Annotated in this window: 18 protein-coding genes; 8 read left to right on the forward strand and 10 right to left on the reverse strand. The window is 68.8% G+C overall.

All coding sequences use genetic code 11. The annotated features are described in order from the left end of the window. Window positions 1–18 precede the first annotated feature (18 nt). Window positions 19–312: a helix-turn-helix domain-containing protein gene (locus tag ACYVIO_RS17875; RefSeq protein WP_460651906.1), complete on the forward strand. Its 294-nt coding sequence runs from the start codon at window positions 19–21 to the stop codon at window positions 310–312. 3 nt (window positions 313–315) lie between these two features. On the opposite strand, the gene ACYVIO_RS17880 is transcribed toward ACYVIO_RS17875, so the two are convergent. Next, window positions 316–1,287: a helix-turn-helix transcriptional regulator gene (locus ACYVIO_RS17880; protein ID WP_460651907.1), complete on the reverse strand. Its 972-nt coding sequence runs from the start codon at window positions 1,285–1,287 to the stop codon at window positions 316–318. A gap of 97 nt (window positions 1,288–1,384) precedes the next feature. On the opposite strand from ACYVIO_RS17880, the gene ACYVIO_RS17885 reads away from it, so the two are divergent. Beyond that, complete coding sequence (locus tag ACYVIO_RS17885) at window positions 1,385–1,780, forward strand: RidA family protein (RefSeq protein ID WP_460652091.1); 396 nt, start codon at window positions 1,385–1,387, stop codon at window positions 1,778–1,780. Between the two features lie 43 nt (window positions 1,781–1,823). Here ACYVIO_RS17885 and ACYVIO_RS17890 read toward each other — a convergent pair whose 3' ends face one another. Beyond that, a complete protein-coding gene (locus ACYVIO_RS17890; protein WP_460651908.1) occupies window positions 1,824–2,165 on the reverse strand; it encodes a hypothetical protein in 342 nt (113 codons plus the stop codon). Between the two features lie 156 nt (window positions 2,166–2,321). On the opposite strand from ACYVIO_RS17890, the gene ACYVIO_RS17895 reads away from it, so the two are divergent. Continuing rightward, window positions 2,322–3,005 carry a class I SAM-dependent methyltransferase gene (locus tag ACYVIO_RS17895; protein WP_460651909.1) on the forward strand — a complete coding sequence of 228 codons (684 nt, stop codon included), beginning with the start codon at window positions 2,322–2,324 and terminating at the stop codon, window positions 3,003–3,005. A 252-nt stretch (window positions 3,006–3,257) separates the two neighbouring features. Here ACYVIO_RS17895 and ACYVIO_RS17900 read toward each other — a convergent pair whose 3' ends face one another. Beyond that, window positions 3,258–3,716, reverse strand: coding sequence for a MarR family winged helix-turn-helix transcriptional regulator (locus ACYVIO_RS17900; RefSeq protein ID WP_460652092.1), 459 nt, complete (start codon window positions 3,714–3,716; stop codon window positions 3,258–3,260). A gap of 98 nt (window positions 3,717–3,814) precedes the next feature. On the opposite strand from ACYVIO_RS17900, the gene ACYVIO_RS17905 reads away from it, so the two are divergent. Beyond that, the gene (locus ACYVIO_RS17905; RefSeq protein WP_460651910.1) at window positions 3,815–4,384 is read left to right on the forward strand and encodes a YceI family protein; all 570 of its coding nucleotides are present in this window, start codon (window positions 3,815–3,817) and stop codon (window positions 4,382–4,384) included. A gap of 58 nt (window positions 4,385–4,442) precedes the next feature. Here the strand turns inward: ACYVIO_RS17905 and ACYVIO_RS17910 are convergent, their stop codons facing one another. After that, entirely contained in the window at window positions 4,443–5,042 is a 600-nt protein-coding gene (locus ACYVIO_RS17910; RefSeq protein ID WP_460651911.1) for a TetR/AcrR family transcriptional regulator, read from the reverse strand. A gap of 108 nt (window positions 5,043–5,150) precedes the next feature. On the opposite strand from ACYVIO_RS17910, the gene ACYVIO_RS17915 reads away from it, so the two are divergent. The 3 genes from ACYVIO_RS17915 to ACYVIO_RS17925 are packed head-to-tail and all read left to right on the forward strand — an operon-like array spanning window position 5,151 to window position 8,302. Beyond that, window positions 5,151–6,296, forward strand: coding sequence for an acyl-CoA dehydrogenase family protein (locus ACYVIO_RS17915; protein ID WP_460651912.1), 1,146 nt, complete (start codon window positions 5,151–5,153; stop codon window positions 6,294–6,296). A 30-nt stretch (window positions 6,297–6,326) separates the two neighbouring features. Next, window positions 6,327–7,547 carry an acetyl-CoA C-acetyltransferase gene (locus ACYVIO_RS17920; RefSeq protein ID WP_460651913.1) on the forward strand — a complete coding sequence of 407 codons (1,221 nt, stop codon included), beginning with the start codon at window positions 6,327–6,329 and terminating at the stop codon, window positions 7,545–7,547. Then, window positions 7,547–8,302, forward strand: coding sequence for an SDR family oxidoreductase (locus ACYVIO_RS17925; protein WP_460651914.1), 756 nt, complete (start codon window positions 7,547–7,549; stop codon window positions 8,300–8,302). Before ACYVIO_RS17920 ends, ACYVIO_RS17925 begins: the two co-directional genes overlap by 1 nt. Here the strand turns inward: ACYVIO_RS17925 and ACYVIO_RS17930 are convergent, their stop codons facing one another. From ACYVIO_RS17930 to ACYVIO_RS17955, 6 genes are all read right to left on the reverse strand, one after another. Then, window positions 8,303–9,007 (reverse strand): hypothetical protein, encoded by a 705-nt coding sequence (locus tag ACYVIO_RS17930; protein WP_460651915.1) that lies wholly within the window; start codon window positions 9,005–9,007, stop codon window positions 8,303–8,305. A 32-nt stretch (window positions 9,008–9,039) separates the two neighbouring features. Next, entirely contained in the window at window positions 9,040–9,576 is a 537-nt protein-coding gene (locus ACYVIO_RS17935) for a hypothetical protein (RefSeq protein WP_460651916.1), read from the reverse strand. 361 nt (window positions 9,577–9,937) lie between these two features. Next, window positions 9,938–10,657, reverse strand: coding sequence for an ABC transporter permease (locus ACYVIO_RS17940; protein WP_460651917.1), 720 nt, complete (start codon window positions 10,655–10,657; stop codon window positions 9,938–9,940). Beyond that, entirely contained in the window at window positions 10,657–11,571 is a 915-nt protein-coding gene (locus ACYVIO_RS17945) for an ABC transporter ATP-binding protein (RefSeq protein ID WP_460651918.1), read from the reverse strand. Before ACYVIO_RS17945 ends, ACYVIO_RS17940 begins: the two co-directional genes overlap by 1 nt. Further along, window positions 11,568–12,467 carry an ABC transporter permease subunit gene (locus tag ACYVIO_RS17950; protein WP_460651919.1) on the reverse strand — a complete coding sequence of 300 codons (900 nt, stop codon included), beginning with the start codon at window positions 12,465–12,467 and terminating at the stop codon, window positions 11,568–11,570. Before ACYVIO_RS17950 ends, ACYVIO_RS17945 begins: the two co-directional genes overlap by 4 nt. Next, window positions 12,460–13,359: an ABC transporter ATP-binding protein gene (locus ACYVIO_RS17955; protein WP_460651920.1), complete on the reverse strand. Its 900-nt coding sequence runs from the start codon at window positions 13,357–13,359 to the stop codon at window positions 12,460–12,462. Before ACYVIO_RS17955 ends, ACYVIO_RS17950 begins: the two co-directional genes overlap by 8 nt. Before the next feature lie 106 nt (window positions 13,360–13,465). On the opposite strand from ACYVIO_RS17955, the gene ACYVIO_RS17960 reads away from it, so the two are divergent. Continuing rightward, window positions 13,466–14,359 (forward strand): GNAT family N-acetyltransferase, encoded by an 894-nt coding sequence (locus tag ACYVIO_RS17960; RefSeq protein WP_460651921.1) that lies wholly within the window; start codon window positions 13,466–13,468, stop codon window positions 14,357–14,359. The last annotated feature ends 90 nt before the right edge of the window (window positions 14,360–14,449 follow it).

Below are 14,449 nucleotides of genomic sequence, written 5' to 3' on the forward strand. Positions count from 1 at the left end.
CGGGACTAGAATCGGTTCATGGTCAGGTTGCCGCTCACCCCCGCGGAGGTCGAACGCGGGCAGCGCCTCGGCGCGCTGCTGCGCCTCGCCCGGGGCGAGCGCTCGATGCTCGAGGTCGCTCTGGATGCGCGGGTCTCGCCGGAGACGCTACGCAAGATCGAGTCCGGTCGCGTGGCGACTCCCGCGTTTCCGACGATCGCCGCGATCGCGGATGTGCTCGGGCTGTCGCTCGATGCGGTGTGGGCCGAGATCAGCGAGCCCGAGGGTGCGGCCGGTCGCGGGCGCAACGCGCGGGAGTGGCTGGCGTCCTAGGGCTCAGGACTCGGCGTAGTGCTTGAGCATGGCAGCCGCGCGGTCGTGCAGCGTCGTACGGAGCCACTGCGGCTCCAGGACTTCCGCGTTCGTCGCGAGCTGCCAGAGCGCCCAGACGGCGTGGCGCGAGTCCTGGAACGTCGCCTCCATCAGCAGCCAGCCGTCCTCGGTGGGCTCTTCGGAGAGTACGGCGAGCGCCGTACCGACCACGTCCTTGCGTCGTACCGGATTAACGCGTGCCAGTACGGCGACCTGGTCGCCGCCGGTGCGGAACCGTGTACTGCGGTCCTGCCACGCCTGGTCGAGGTCGACCTGGTCCGGCCGCTCGGCGGGCTCCGTGAGCTCCTCGGCGTCGAGCACTCGGGACAGGCGGTAGGTGCGGTCCTCACCTGACTTCGTGGCCAGCAGGTAGCCCTGCCCGCGGACCGTGACGAGGCCGACTGGGTCCACCGTGCGCCACTCGGGTTCCTGGTCGGCGGCGGCGTAGTGGATCCGCAGCCGGTGCCCGGTCAGCACAGCACGCCGTACGGCGGCCATGACTGTGTCGGGGACCTCCTCCGTGTCGTGGCGGCGCGACAAAAGGTCGATCTCAGGCTCGAGCAGCAGGCGCTGGGCGGCGCCGGTAGCGGTGTCGCGGTAGCTGTCGGGGAGCGCGTCGACGACCTTGAGCATGGCCGACGCGAGCGCCGAGCCGAGGCCGAACGCCTGCGCACCACGCCGCGACCCGGCGACCAGGAGGGCGAGGGCCTCGTCGTGGCCGAGCCCGGTGAGCTCGGTCTGGAAACCGGGCAGCAGGGTGAAGCCGCCGTGGCGGCCGCGCTCGGCGTACACGGGTACGCCGGCTGCGGACAGGGCCTCGATGTCGCGCAGCACGGTGCGTGTGGAGACCTCCAGCTCGCGGGCGAGCGTGGTCGCGGAGAGCTGGCCGCGCTGGCGGAGCAGGAGCACCAGCGATACCAACCGGTCGGCGCGCACGTTCGGAACCGTACCGGAATACATGACCAAGGGTGTCGTGAATTGTTGGCAGGCTCGTCGAGGTACATCCGACGAGGCGAATGGAGCTGAAGTGGCAGTGGAGCGAACGGCGGTCAACCCGGTGACGTGGTCGGTGGGGATGGGCTTCAACCAGGGGGAGCTCGTCTCCGGGCACACGCGGACGTTGTACTGCTCCGGGCAGACCGCGATGAACGCCGACGGCAAGCCCGAGCACGACGGCGACATGGCCGGGCAGCTGGCGCTGAGTCTCAGCAACTTGGAGGCGGTGCTTGCTGAGGCGGGGATGTCGCTGGGGGATCTGGTGCGGCTCAACGTGTACACCACGGACGTGGACTTGCTGTTCCAGCACTACGGCGTACTGGCGTCGCGGCTGGGTGCGGCGAGGGTGGCGCCGACCACGACGATGCTGGGGGTGACCCGGCTGGCGATCCCTGGCCAGCTGGTCGAGCTGGAGGGGACTGCGGTCGCGTAGTGCTTACTCGCCGCCTCCCTTGTGTTGCTGGGAGGCGGCGGGCCTACATGAGCCAGTGCGCGCTGTGGCGGTGCTGGTGGTTGGAGAAGTCGTAGTCGCCGAGCGGGTCGCCGGCGTTCCAGGCACCGAGCAGCCGGCGCAGCTCGTCGCGCTCGCGACGGCGTTCGGGTACGTGGTGCAGCTGGTGGATCTCCTCGGCGTCTGGCCCGAACCGGCCGTGCGGGTGGCGATCAGTGCCGTCGCTGCGCGTCGGCTTGCAGGTCGCGCGAGGGTCGAACGTGAGGGTCTGCTCGATGCAGTTTCCGTGGCGGTGGTCGTGCTGGATCGGGTGGTTCTCGACCTGCCGGATCACCCAGTTCGGGCGGTCCTTGTCGGTGCGGCTCATGCATGCTCCCGGCACGCATCCGTGCGCGGCCTCTACCGCGTCAGCTCCCGGATGCCTAAGGCTCCGGGGCGCGGCAATGCGGGGAGTGAGGCACGCGGGCAACGGTACGACGGCCGGAGGGCTTTGGGGAGAATGGAGCCAAGGGGGACGCTCGCCATGACGCTCACATCGAAGCAGCCCGCACGGTACGACGGGCTCGCCGACTGGTACGACGCGCACAACGCCGACGCGGCCGACTCGAACCGTGAGCCTCTGGTGGAGCTGCTCGGACCGGGCGATGGGCTCTGCCTGGATCTCGGCTGTGGGACCGGACTGAATCTGCCGACCTTGCGCAGCACCGGCCGCACTGTTGTCGGGCTCGAGTACTCCTCGGATCAGTTGCGGCTCGCCCGGCGGCGGGCTGTGCGGGGCGAGGCGCTGGTCCAGGGCGATGCCGGCGCGCTGCCGTTCGCCGACGCGGTCTTCTCGACCGTCGCTGCTCTGTGGATCTCCACCGACCTCGACGACTTGGCCGCTGTTCTACGCGAGGCGTCCCGCGTACTGCGGGTGGGTGGGGTGCTGGTCTTCTACGGGGCTCACCCGTGTTTCAACGGCCCCCACACCGAATCGCGTCCCGACGGCGGGCGGATCGTGCATCCGACCTACCGCCTCGACGGTCAGCATCGGCCGGCGCCTTGGTGGGGTGAGGGCGGCATTCGGGAGCGCCTCGGTATGCGCCATGTGCCACTCGGCGAGCTGCTCAACTCGTTCGTCGAGGCGGGGCTGGCGATCACTCGGGCGGTGGAGCCGCGCAGTGATCCGGTGCCCTGGGTGCTGGCGCTGCGCGCCGAGAAGCGATAGCGCCTCTGGCTCAATTGCTTCAACGGGCGCCAGCGCGTACTGCGGCGCTAGCCGGGTGCATTGAAGCGGGCGCCAGCACGCGTACTCGGCGCGCGCCACCGTGCACGCTGCGGGCGCTAGCCCGCCTCTGAAGCGGGCGCTAGCACGCGCGCCTCAACTGGGTGGGCGGGAGCCGGGCGCTGGAGTGAGCGCTAGCAACGGAAGGGCCCGCGTGGGAGAGGCAATTCCTGCCTTCCCACGCGGGCCCAGCGGTCAGCGTTGGCCGATTTGTTCGGAGACGGCGTCGAAGACTCGGCCTACGGCGGCGAAGTCTTCGGGGGAGGCCAGGTCGACGAGGTTTTCGCGGACGCCTTCGACGTGGGAGGGGGCGGCCTGCTCGAGCAGGGTGAAGCCGGCTTCGGTGAGTTCGGCCCAGACGCCGCGCTTGTCGCTCTTGCACGACGTACGGCGTACTAGGTCAGCTGCCTCGAGACGCCCTACAGTGTGGGTGAGTCGGGAACGGCTCTGGTGCAGGCGGTCGGCCAGGTCGGCCATCCGCAGGCGCCGGTCGGGCGCCTCGGAGAGGCGGACCAGGATCTCGTAGTCGTTGATGCCCAGGCCGAACTGCCGCAGGTCGTCGTCCAGCTTGGCCATCAGGCGCGCCGTGCCCAGCAGGTACGCGCGCCACGCCACCTGCTGCTCGGAGTCCAGCCACCGGGTGCCAGTCGTCATCGTCACCCGGACAGTGTACCGGGAATGTAGTTCAGATTTAAACCGTTACAGCTCATCAGAATCGGTTGAAAGTTTAACTATATCCCCGAGAGGACCCCATGAGCAGCACCGGTACGACCACCGCGACCAGCACGATCCCCGGCCTGGTGGCCGGCACCTACGCCCTCGACACGGCGCACAGCGAGATCGGCTTCACCGTCCGCCACCTGATGACCAAGGTGCGCGGCACCTTCCAGGAATTCGCCGGCGAGATCGTCGTCAAGGACTCGCTGGAGGAGTCGACCGCGGCCGTCGAGGTCGAGCTCGCCTCCGTGCACACCCGCAGCGAGCAGCGCGACGGGCACCTGCGCTCCGGCGACTTCTTCGACGCGGAGAACAGCCCGAAGATGACCTTCAGCAGCACCGCGCTCAAGCCGGAGGGTGACGACTTCGTCCTGGCCGGCGAGCTGACGATCAAGGGCGTCACCAAGCCGATCGAGTTCGCGGTCGAGTTCCTCGGCGTCGAGCAGAACGCGTACGGCCAGAAGATCATCGGCTTCGAGGGTTCCACCTCGATCAGCCGCAAGGAGTGGGGGATCGACTTCAACGTCCCGCTGGAGGGCGGCAAGCTCCTGATCGGCGACAAGGTGGACATCCACCTCGACGTCCAGGCCGCGCTGCAGGACTAGTCGGTACGCCGAAAGGCCCCGGACCCTCGTCGAGAGGGTTGCGGGGCCTTTGGTGCGTTCAGGCCTGGACCATCCGCAGCGCCAGGTCGCCGTATAGGGCGCCAAGCGACTGGGGCTTGGTGCGGTGTGGTGTGTACCAGCGGGCGACGTCGATCGACAGCGACAGTACGGCGAGCGTCGTACCGGGAAGATCCTCGACGGCGAACGAGCCGTCGGCGACGCCGTCCGCCAGCACCTGCTCGATCAGGGCGGAGATCGCACGGCGGATCGTCGCGACCTCGGCGAAGTGCTCCGGGGAGAGCGCGGCCAGCTCGTACTGGACGACGCGCGCGATCGTGTGGTGCTCTGCGTGCCAGGCGGTGAAGGCCGACACCATCGAGCGCAGACGCTCGGTCGGAGAAGGCTGATCGCCCGCTTCCTGCAGTACGGCGAGCGCCGCCTGGTGGCCGTACAGGCTGATCTCGAAGAGCAGCCGCTCCTTCGAGGGGTAGTGCACGTAGAGCGCCGCCGGTGACATCCCGGCGCGGGAGGCGATGTCGCGGGTGGTGGTCGCCTGGAAGCCGCGCTCGGCGAACGCGTCGATGGCGCCGGTGAGCAGCCGGCGAGCGGCGGCCGGCTGGACGTGTTCCCACACGAGGGGACTGGTGACTGCGGACACGTTGACACTCTGCACCGGATTCGCGAAGCTAAGCAAGCGCTTAGCCATGCGTGAGACTCAGCGGCTGGTGCAAGATCACACTCCAAGACCTCGGGGAAGGACCCAGCGATGCAACGGATCATCTTCGGCGAGGACCACCACGCGTTCCGGGCCAGTGCGAAGGAGTTCTGCGACCGCTCGCTGGTCCCGCGGATGGAGCAGTTCCTCGAGGAGAAGACGATCGACCGCGCGGTCTGGCTGGAGGCCGGCAAGCAGGGCTTCCTCGGGCTCGACGTCCCCGAGGAGTACGGCGGCTCGAGCGTCGGCGACTACCGGTTCAACGCGGTGTTCGCCGAGGAGGTCTCGAAGGTCTCGGCCTCGCTGTCGAGCTGCTTCGGGATCCACTACGACTGCGCCGCGCCGTACCTGGTCGACCTCGGCACCGAGGAGCAGAAGCAGCGCTGGCTGCCGAAGTTCAGCTCCGGCGAGCTCGTCGCGGCGATCGGGATGACCGAGCCGTCCGGCGGTTCCGACCTGGCCGGGCTGAAGACCAGCGCGAAGAAGGTCGACGGCGGCTGGGTGCTCAACGGGTCGAAGACGTTCATCACCAACGGCGACATGGCCGACCTGACCGTCACCGCCGCGCGGACCGACCCGAGCAAGGGCGCCAAGGGCATCACGCTGTTCGCGGTCGAGGAGGGCATGGACGGGTTCGCCCGCGGCCGCAAGCTCGACAAGGTCGGGCAGACCGAGTCCGGCACATCGGAGCTGTTCTTCGAGGACGTGTTCGTCCCGGACGAGAACGTGCTCGGCGAGATCGACCGCGGCTTCATCCACATGATGGAGCGGCTGGCCCAGGAGCGCGTCGGGGCAGCGGTCTCGAACATCGCGCACGCCGTACAGATCCTCGACGAGACGATCGAGTACGTGAAGCAGCGCAAGGCCTTCGGTCAGGCGGTCGGATCCTTCCAGTACAACAAGTTCCTGATCGCCGAGCTGGTCACCAAGGCCGAGGTGACGCAGGCGTACGTCGACAACGCGATCGTGGCGCACGACGAGGACCGGCTGTCCGCGGTCGACGCCGCGAAGGCCAAGTGGTGGAGCGCGCAGGTGCAGAACGAGATCCTGGACGCGTGCGTTCAGCTGCACGGCGGCTACGGCTACATGAACGAGTACCGGGTGGCCCGCGCCTGGCGCGACGCCCGGGTGACCAAGATCTGGGCCGGCAGCAACGAGATCATGAAGGAACTCATCGGCCGCGACCTCGGCCTGTGACCGTGGCGTTTTCCAGAAGGGACCCCCGCAATGCCTGAAGCAGTCATCGTCTCCACCGCGCGGTCGCCGATCGGCCGGGCCAACAAGGGGTCCCTGAAGGACATCCGGCCCGACGACCTGGCCGTGCAGATGATCCAGGCCGCGGTCGAGAAGGCCGGGCTGACCGGCGACCAGATCGAGGACCTGATGCTCGGGTGCGCCGAGCCGCACGACGAGCACGGCGGCAACATGGCCCGTCGCGTCGCCGTACAGCTCGGGTGGGACAACACGCCCGCGACGACGGTCAACCGGTTCTGCGCGTCGTCGACGCAGACCGCGCGGATGGCGTACCACGCGATCAAGTCCGGTGAGGGCGACATCTTCGTCAGCGCGGGCGTCGAGTGCGTCTCGCGGTACAAGAACTTCGGATCGGCCGGGGTCGGCGACCCGAGCTCGTTCAACCAGGCCTTCACCGACGCCGTCCAGCGGACCGAGAAGTACGCCGAGACGAACGACGTCTGGCACGACCCGCGCGAGGACGGGCTGCTCCCGGACATCTACATCTCGATGGGTCAGACCGCCGAGAACGTCGCGACGCTGCGAGGGATCAGCCGCGCCGACCAGGACGCGTTCGGCGTACGGTCGCAGAACCTGGCCGAGAAGGCGATCAACAACGGCTTCTTCGAGCGCGAGATCACGCCGGTGACGCTCCCGGACGGCACGGTCGTGAGCAAGGACGACGGACCGCGTGCCGGTACGACGCTGGAGAAGGTCAGCCAGCTGCAGCCGGTGTTCCGTCCTGACGGGACCGTGACGGCGGGGAACTGCTGCCCGCTGAACGACGGCGCGGCGGCCGTGGTGATCATGAGCGACACCAAGGCGCGCGAGCTCGGGCTGACGCCGCTGGCGCGGATCGTGTCGACCGGGGTCAGTGGGCTGTCGCCGGAGATCATGGGCCTCGGACCGGTCGAGGCGTCGAAGCAGGCGCTGGCGCGGGCCGGGATGAGCATCTCGGACATCGACCTGGTCGAGATCAACGAGGCCTTCGCCGTCCAGGTGATCGGGTCCGCGCGTGAGCTCGGGATCGACGAGGACCGGCTGAACGTGCACGGCGGCGCGATCGCGCTGGGCCACCCGTTCGGGTCGACCGGTGCGCGGATCATGACGACGCTGGTCAACGGGCTGCAGTTCGAGGACAAGCAGTTCGGCCTGGAGACGATGTGCGTCGGCGGCGGCCAGGGCATGGCGATCGTGCTGGAGCGACTCAGCTGATGAGCTTGAAGAACCGTACGGCGATCGTCACGGGTGCGTCGCGTGGGATCGGGTTGGCTGTTGCGCAGCGGCTGGTGGCCGACGGCGCTCGGGTCGTGATCACCGGGCGCACGCAGGAGACGCTGGACGCTGCGGTCGAGACGCTCGGCGGTTCGGAGAACGCGCTCGCCGTCGCCGGCAAGGCGGCCGATCCCGACCACCGGACGCAGGTGATCGAGAGCGCGCTGTCGACGTACGGGTCGGTGGATCTGCTCGTCAACAACACGGGGATCAACCCGATCTACGGCTCGCTGCTTGATGTCGACGCCGCGGTCGCGGCCAAGATGGTCGACACGAACGTGCTCGCCGCGATCGCGTGGGTGAAGGCCTGCCGCGACGCGTGGATGGGCGATCACGGGGGATCGGTCGTCAACCTGTCGTCGGTCGCCGGCCTGGCGCCGTCGCCCGGCATCGGCTGGTACGGCGCGACGAAGGCGATGCTGTCCCGGGTCACGATGGAGCTGGCCGTTGAGCTGGCGCCGACGATCCGGGTGAACGCGGTCGCGCCTGCCGTGGTGAAGACCAAGTTCGCCGGCGCGCTGTTCGAGGGCCGCGAGGCCGAGGTCGCGGAGACGTACCCGATGAAGCGGCTGGGGCGCCCGGAGGATGTGGGGTCGCTGGTGTGGTTCCTGCTGTCGGACGAGGCGTCGTGGATCACCGGGCAGACGTTGACGATCGACGGCGGGCTGACGCTGAACGGCGGGATGGTTCAGTAGCTAGACCCTCGGGATGGTCGGGCTCGCGGATCCCCAGGTGTCGGCTGTGTCGGGGACGACGAGTCGGAAGTCGTAGCGGGCGGCGAGGTCGAAGGCTTCGGTTGCCTCGCCGCGGCTGTTCGTCGTGACCTGCTTGAAGGTGGACCAGATGCGGTCGCCTGGTTCGCGCAGTTGCAGTTCGCCCAGGGCGTTGGGCCAGGGTTCGGCGGTGTAGGTCGCGGGGTTGAAGCGGCGGATCGTGCCGGTGAGCGTGATGCGGCGATCGTCGCGGTGGCCGGTCAGACCGGCGGTCGAGCCGAGGCGAAGGTCGGTGACCGGCGTGTTCTGCGGGACGAGTGGGCGGTCGGTCTGGAGGTCGGTCTCCGCTCCGGCCGGACGCCAGATCCAGGTGCCTCGCTCGGTGGGAGCGAAAACACTCCACTCGGCGGGGAAGTCCCAGTTGAAGTAGAGACGCGACCCGACGGCGCCCGTCGGCGTGTAGGCGGTCCAGCTGGCCTCCTGGACACCTGCGGCGGCGCAGTCGGCGCCTCGGCGTACGGGCGGGGTCAGGTAGGGCCGATCAATGCTCACTCGCGCTGGTACGTCGAGCGAGCAGGTTGCTTTCTCGAGCTCGTGGGCCGACGACCAGGCGACGGTCGCCCCACCGGCGAGTACGGCGACGGCAACGGAGACGGCGATGACGGTTCGCAGTCGGCGGAAGAACACGTGGACCCCCAGTTACGCGAGGGGTCATTGGATCACGCGGGGTGGTCCATTCTGGTGGCGGCGAAGGTTTGGCGGAGGGTGATGGTGCCGTCTTCGGCTTCGTCCTCGTTGCGCCAGTCGAAGGTGGTGGGGGTGAGGTTCGTGAAGCCCCAGCGGGTCTTGTACGCCGTGGGTTCGCGGGCTTCGAGGGTGATCCAGTTGTCGCCGGAGCGGCCGATGAAGGTCTGCACGAAGGCGGCCTTCGGGCCCATCCAGGTTGAGCGGAAGGCTTTCAGTTCCGGGTCGTAGAGGCGGATCGACAGACCCCACTCGCCGTCGCCGTCGAGGGGTCGGCGGGCGCGGCTCGGCGTGATCCAGATGTCGGCGACGGCGCGACCGTCGAGCGCGTACCCGAAGTGCCACTCGCCGTGGGTCTGACGGGTGACGGCGCCGGCTTCGTCGTACCAGCGAACGTCGAGATCCCAGCTGCCGATGAGCGGTTGGAAGACCTGGAAGTGCTCGGCGTACTCGGGGCGCGGGGCGTCCGCGACGAAGAGTTCGGCGAGGAGGTCGCGCGGGTTGGTGGTCATGGGATTGAGGTTAGGCAGGTGAGGTGGGCGCTGCCAGGGGTTTCGGCAGAGGCTCGTACGCCGAGGAGTCCTGTTGCGCCAAAGGACGCGGCACGCCCAAGCGGTCACGCGGACGCCAGCGCAGGTGGCAGGTGAGTGAGCGGTTGCACGCGAGGGTGGGCACCCTTGAGTGCGGCAGCGTGTGGCTCAGCGCGCTAGCGCGTAGGCGAGCGCGCCAGCGCTGCCTCGCGCGATAAGCGCGTACTTGAAGCGCGCCAGCGCGCAAAGGAAGCGGGCGCTAGCACGCGCACCCCTTGCAAAGGGTGGGTGGGAGCGGGCACTGGAGTGAGCGCCAGCGAACGGAAGGGCCTGCGTGGGGGAACTACTCGGCGGTGGAGAGGATCAGGGAGCGGAGTTTGGTGATCGCCAAGGTTAGAGCGGTGATCGTGACGGCCAGCAGGAGGATGGTGGCGATGGGGAGTTTGACGGCTGACTCCACGTGCGGCGCGTCGGTGAGTTTGCTGATCAGCGCTAGCGACCACTGCTGGACCGAGAGGACCTTGGCGCCGTCGACGTACTGGCCCATGACGCTTTCCCAGAGGAGGGAGTAGATGAGGCCGATGGTGACGGCGTTGCCGGAGAGGACGGACAGGGCGATGAAGATCGCGATGTAGGCGATGCCGGCGACCAGGGCGCCGGTGCCGAACGCGACGGCTGTGGTGAGGTCACCCGGGTCCAGGATGATTCCGGCCAGCAAGATAGGGAGGGCGCCCAGCGCCAGGACGACGCCGACGGCGACAGCGGCTTTGGTGAGGATGATCGTCGAGCGCTTGATGGGCTTGCTGAGCAGGTAGACGATCGAGCCGTCGTCGATCTCCGAGGCGATCGCGCCGGTGCCGGCGACCAACGCGACGAGCGGCAGGATGACGGCGAGGCCGAACTGCTGCAGCAGCGCGACCTGCAGGCCGGACTTGTCGTCGACGGTCAGCGCGAGCAGCACGCACAGGCCGACGAAGACGGCGGGCAGGATGTAGAGCAACAGCCCGCGCCGGCTGCCGAACAGCGTGGCCAGGGTCAGGCGGACGATCGTGCGCACGACCATCAGTGCCTCCCGACCAGGTAGGAGAAGACGCTCTCGAGCGACTCGTCGGTGGGGGAGACCTCGAGCAGCCGGATGCCGAGATCACGGGCGAGCCCGGGCACGAGCCGGCTGAAGCGTTCGAAGTCGACGACCCGGATCTGCAGAGCAGCAGCGTCCAGATCAGCACCCGCGGTCGACGGGTCGGCGATCAGCGCGGACGCGAGGCGCCGGTTGTCGCTGGAGCGCAGCCGGTACAGCATCGGCCGGTCCACCATCAGCGTGCGGATCGCGCGGTAGTCACCCGAGGCCGCGTGCCGTCCGGACACCACGACCTCGATGTGGGTGGCGACCTGCTGCACCTCCTCCAGGATGTGCGAGCTGAACAGCACCGTGCGCCCGTCGCTGCCCATCTTGCGCAGCAGTTCCATCAGGTGCAGCCGTTGCCGCGGATCCATGCCGTTGAAGGGTTCGTCGAGCAGCAGCACCGACGGCTCGTGCACGAGTGCGGCGGCCATCTTGATCCGCTGCTTCATGCCCTTCGAGTACGTCGAGATGCGCCGCCCCGCCGCATCCTCCATCGCCACCACACCGATCGCGGCGGCCGCAGCGGCGCCGGGCGCAGCCAGCCCGTGCAGCTCAGCGTTGGCCTGCACGAAGGCAGCACCAGTCAGTACGTCGTACACAGCCTCGGTCTCCGGGACCAGACCGATCGCCGAGTACGCCTTCTCGTTCCGCCACACCGGTACGCCGTCCAGCGTGACCGTGCCGACCGACGGCGGCAGGAAGCCCGCCATCATCGTGATCAGCGTGGACTTGCCGGCGCCGTTCGGGCCGAGCAGGCCGGTGACGCCGGGGCCGATGGTCATCGTGACGTCGTTGACCGCGACGACGTTGCCGTACCAGCGGGAGACCTTGTCGATCTGGATCACGCTCACCCGCGGGCCACCTTCGCGTACCGGCGGTTGAGGCCCCAGACGCACAGCCCGACCACGATCAGCCAGACCGCCAGGAACACCAGTCCCTGCGCGGTGGTCGGGATCCAGCCGTCGGTGTCGTCGCGGAACAGGAACGTGCTCAGCGTGCGCGACAGCGTGAACGGTGAACCCAGGTTGGCGAACCGGGCCGCCGTACTGGTCATCTTCTGGTCGGTGTCGAGGATCGCGGTGGTGGTGATCGTCGCGGTGAACGACACGATCAGCACGGTGATGATCGCGGCGACGGCGAACCCGCGCCGCGGTGTCGCGGCCGCGATCAGGCCACCGATCGCCGCGAGCATGATCGACAGCAGCAGCCCACCCGCGAGCCCGGTGCCGAACTCGCGGGTCATGTCGGTGAAGTCGAACTTCGCGAGCACCGCGCCGACGTACAGGACGAACAGCGGGATGCCGATCAGGATCAGTAGCGCGATGATCAGGGCGCCGAGCTTGGCCAGCGCATAGTCCGTACGCCGGGGAGGCCGCGCCAGGTACAGCACGATCGAGCCGTACCGCAGGTCGCGCGAGAACAGCTGCGGGGCCTGCGCCGCAAGGTAGAGCGCGATCACCGGCTGCATGTAGAAGACGTAATGCGCCGGGATCACCGGCGGACTGTCGAGCTGCAGCGAGATCTCGATGCCGACGATGATCGCGACCGGCACCACCATCACGGCGAGCAGCAGGATCGGCATCACCTTGGACTTGCCGGACCGGCCCATTCCATACGCGTGCCGGACGCTTGCCACCAGCAACGCCTGGCTGATCGCGAACCGGCCGAGCCGCGGGCCGTCGTAGTGCCGGTACCCGATGTCGTGGATCACGCCGGTCCGCTGAGGCGGGGGGACCTGCTCAGACACTGAAGACCTCTTCCAGCCGGTGCCGGTGCGGTTCGACCCGGACGAGTCCCAGCCCGAGCTCGGCCACGGTGTCGCGCACCAGGTCGTACGTCTCCTCGCCGCTGATCTCCACCAGCACGAGCGGTCCCTCGGCGCGAGCCCGCGCACCCGCGCGAGCGAGTGCGGCACCAAGGCGATCGCGACCACTCAGGTCACGCACCTCGACAGCCAGTACGCCGGTCTCGCCGGTCAGCGCGGCCTTCGATTCCGAACGCAGCAAGCGCCCACCGTCCAGTACGACGATGTGGTCGCAGACCGACTCCAGTTCGCCGAGCAGGTGCGAGGTGATCAGCACCGGAATGCCGAACTCCGTGCCGATGCGCCGTACCAGCGCGAGCATCTCGTCGCGACCGGCCGGGTCGAGACCGTTGGTCGGTTCGTCCAGCAGCACGAGCTTCGGGTCGTGGGTCAACGCCTGCGCGAGCTTCACGCGCTGCTTCATGCCGGTCGAGTAGCCGCCCATCGGCCGGTAGCGGGCCTCGTCGAGACCGACGTGCCGCAGGACGTCGGCCGCGCGTTCACGGGCCGCGGTCGCGGGCAGTCCGGACATCTGGCCGAGGTGCACGACGAACTCGGTCGCGGAGACGTCGGGCGGCAGACAGTCGTGCTCGGGCATGTAGCCGACGAGCGCCCGGACCGCCTCGCCGCCGGTGACCACGTCGTGTCCCAGCACGATGGCGCTTCCGGCGGTCGGGGCGATCAGTCCGAGCAGGATCTTCAGCAGGGTCGACTTGCCGGCACCATTGGCTCCGACCAGCCCGGTCACGCCGGACCCCACCTCGACGGTCAGCTCGTCCAGTGCCGTCACGCGGGGGTAGCGCTTGGTCAGCGCGGTGGTCGCGATCACGGGCACCCGCCAACCCTAGTGGTTGACGGGCTCGTCGCAGAATCGCCGGCCGTTGCGATACCGTCCCAAAACCATTGGCCGGTACGACGGCCGCCTGGCTATCGTCGCGCGCATGGAGATCAGGCCCGCTCGACCCGACGACGCCGAGGCGCTGGCCGCCGTACGCCGGGACGTCTTCCCCTTCGCCGTGCTGTCGCCCGCGACGATCGCGCACATGATCACCTCCGAGGGCGCGGGCGAGAAACCGTTGCACCTGGTCGGTCTCGACGACGGTCAGGTGGTCGCCTGGGGATCCGCGTCGATGAACACGTGGACCAGTGAGGTGGGCCAGGCCGGCCTCAACGTCCACGTGCATCCCGACCATCGTCTGCGGGGGATCGGTGGCGCGCTGGCCGAGCGGCTGCACGAACATCTCGGCGAGATCGACGCGATCCGTGTGCGCGTGTTCGCGTCGCCGTCCGGCGTCGAGTTCGCCAAGCGTCGCGGGTACGACGGGACGCGGCAGATGCACTACTCCGGCGTCGACCTGCGGCAGCCGTTGCCCGAGCAGCCGCCGACGCCGGAGGGAATCGAGCTGGTCAGCCTGGAGCAGGTGACCGCCCGGCAGGCGTACGACGCCGACTCCATCTCGAGCCGGGACGAACCGGGCGACTCGCCGATCGACGCGGTCGACTTCGACGAGTGGGTGCGCGAGATCTGGGAGAGCCCCGCGCTGGACAAGGCGTTGTCGGTCGCGGCCGTGGCCGGTGACGAGATCGCGTCGTTCACCGCGGTCGAGACGGCCGGTGACCGGGCCTGGGCGGGGATGACCGGCACGCTTCCGGCGTACCGGGGTCAGGGCCTGGCGAAGCTGGTGAAGTCGGTGGCGTTGCGGCGGGCGGCGGCGGCTGGGATCGTCGGAGCGTTCACGTCGAACGACGACGAGAACGGTCCGATGCTTGCCGTCAACAACTGGCTCGGCTACCGCCGGGTGGAGACCCAGACAGGGCTGTTACGCACGCTGTGACGGGGTACCGGGGGCTTCGCTCACGCAGCGAAGTTTGCCCGCGTGTTTACACCGGTCCAGCCCAGATCGGCCCGGCCCAGGCGATATCTT

This window comes from Kribbella endophytica (assembly GCF_054781295.1).

What these genes read in the sequence shown, in the direction of transcription:
- ACYVIO_RS17875 (WP_460651906.1), top strand. Translation starts at nt 19, where the DNA reads ATGGTCAGGTTGCCGCTCACCCCCGCGGAGGTCGAACGCGGGCAGCGC.
- ACYVIO_RS17890 (WP_460651908.1), bottom strand. Translation starts at nt 2,165, where the DNA reads ATGAGCCGCACCGACAAGGACCGCCCGAACTGGGTGATCCGGCAGGTC.
- ACYVIO_RS17895 (WP_460651909.1), top strand. Translation starts at nt 2,322, where the DNA reads ATGACGCTCACATCGAAGCAGCCCGCACGGTACGACGGGCTCGCCGAC.
- ACYVIO_RS17900 (WP_460652092.1), bottom strand. Translation starts at nt 3,716, where the DNA reads ATGACGACTGGCACCCGGTGGCTGGACTCCGAGCAGCAGGTGGCGTGG.
- ACYVIO_RS17905 (WP_460651910.1), top strand. Translation starts at nt 3,815, where the DNA reads ATGAGCAGCACCGGTACGACCACCGCGACCAGCACGATCCCCGGCCTG.
- ACYVIO_RS17915 (WP_460651912.1), top strand. Translation starts at nt 5,151, where the DNA reads ATGCAACGGATCATCTTCGGCGAGGACCACCACGCGTTCCGGGCCAGT.
- ACYVIO_RS17920 (WP_460651913.1), top strand. Translation starts at nt 6,327, where the DNA reads ATGCCTGAAGCAGTCATCGTCTCCACCGCGCGGTCGCCGATCGGCCGG.
- ACYVIO_RS17925 (WP_460651914.1), top strand. Translation starts at nt 7,547, where the DNA reads ATGAGCTTGAAGAACCGTACGGCGATCGTCACGGGTGCGTCGCGTGGG.
- ACYVIO_RS17935 (WP_460651916.1), bottom strand. Translation starts at nt 9,576, where the DNA reads ATGACCACCAACCCGCGCGACCTCCTCGCCGAACTCTTCGTCGCGGAC.
- ACYVIO_RS17940 (WP_460651917.1), bottom strand. Translation starts at nt 10,657, where the DNA reads ATGGTCGTGCGCACGATCGTCCGCCTGACCCTGGCCACGCTGTTCGGC.
- ACYVIO_RS17960 (WP_460651921.1), top strand. Translation starts at nt 13,466, where the DNA reads ATGGAGATCAGGCCCGCTCGACCCGACGACGCCGAGGCGCTGGCCGCC.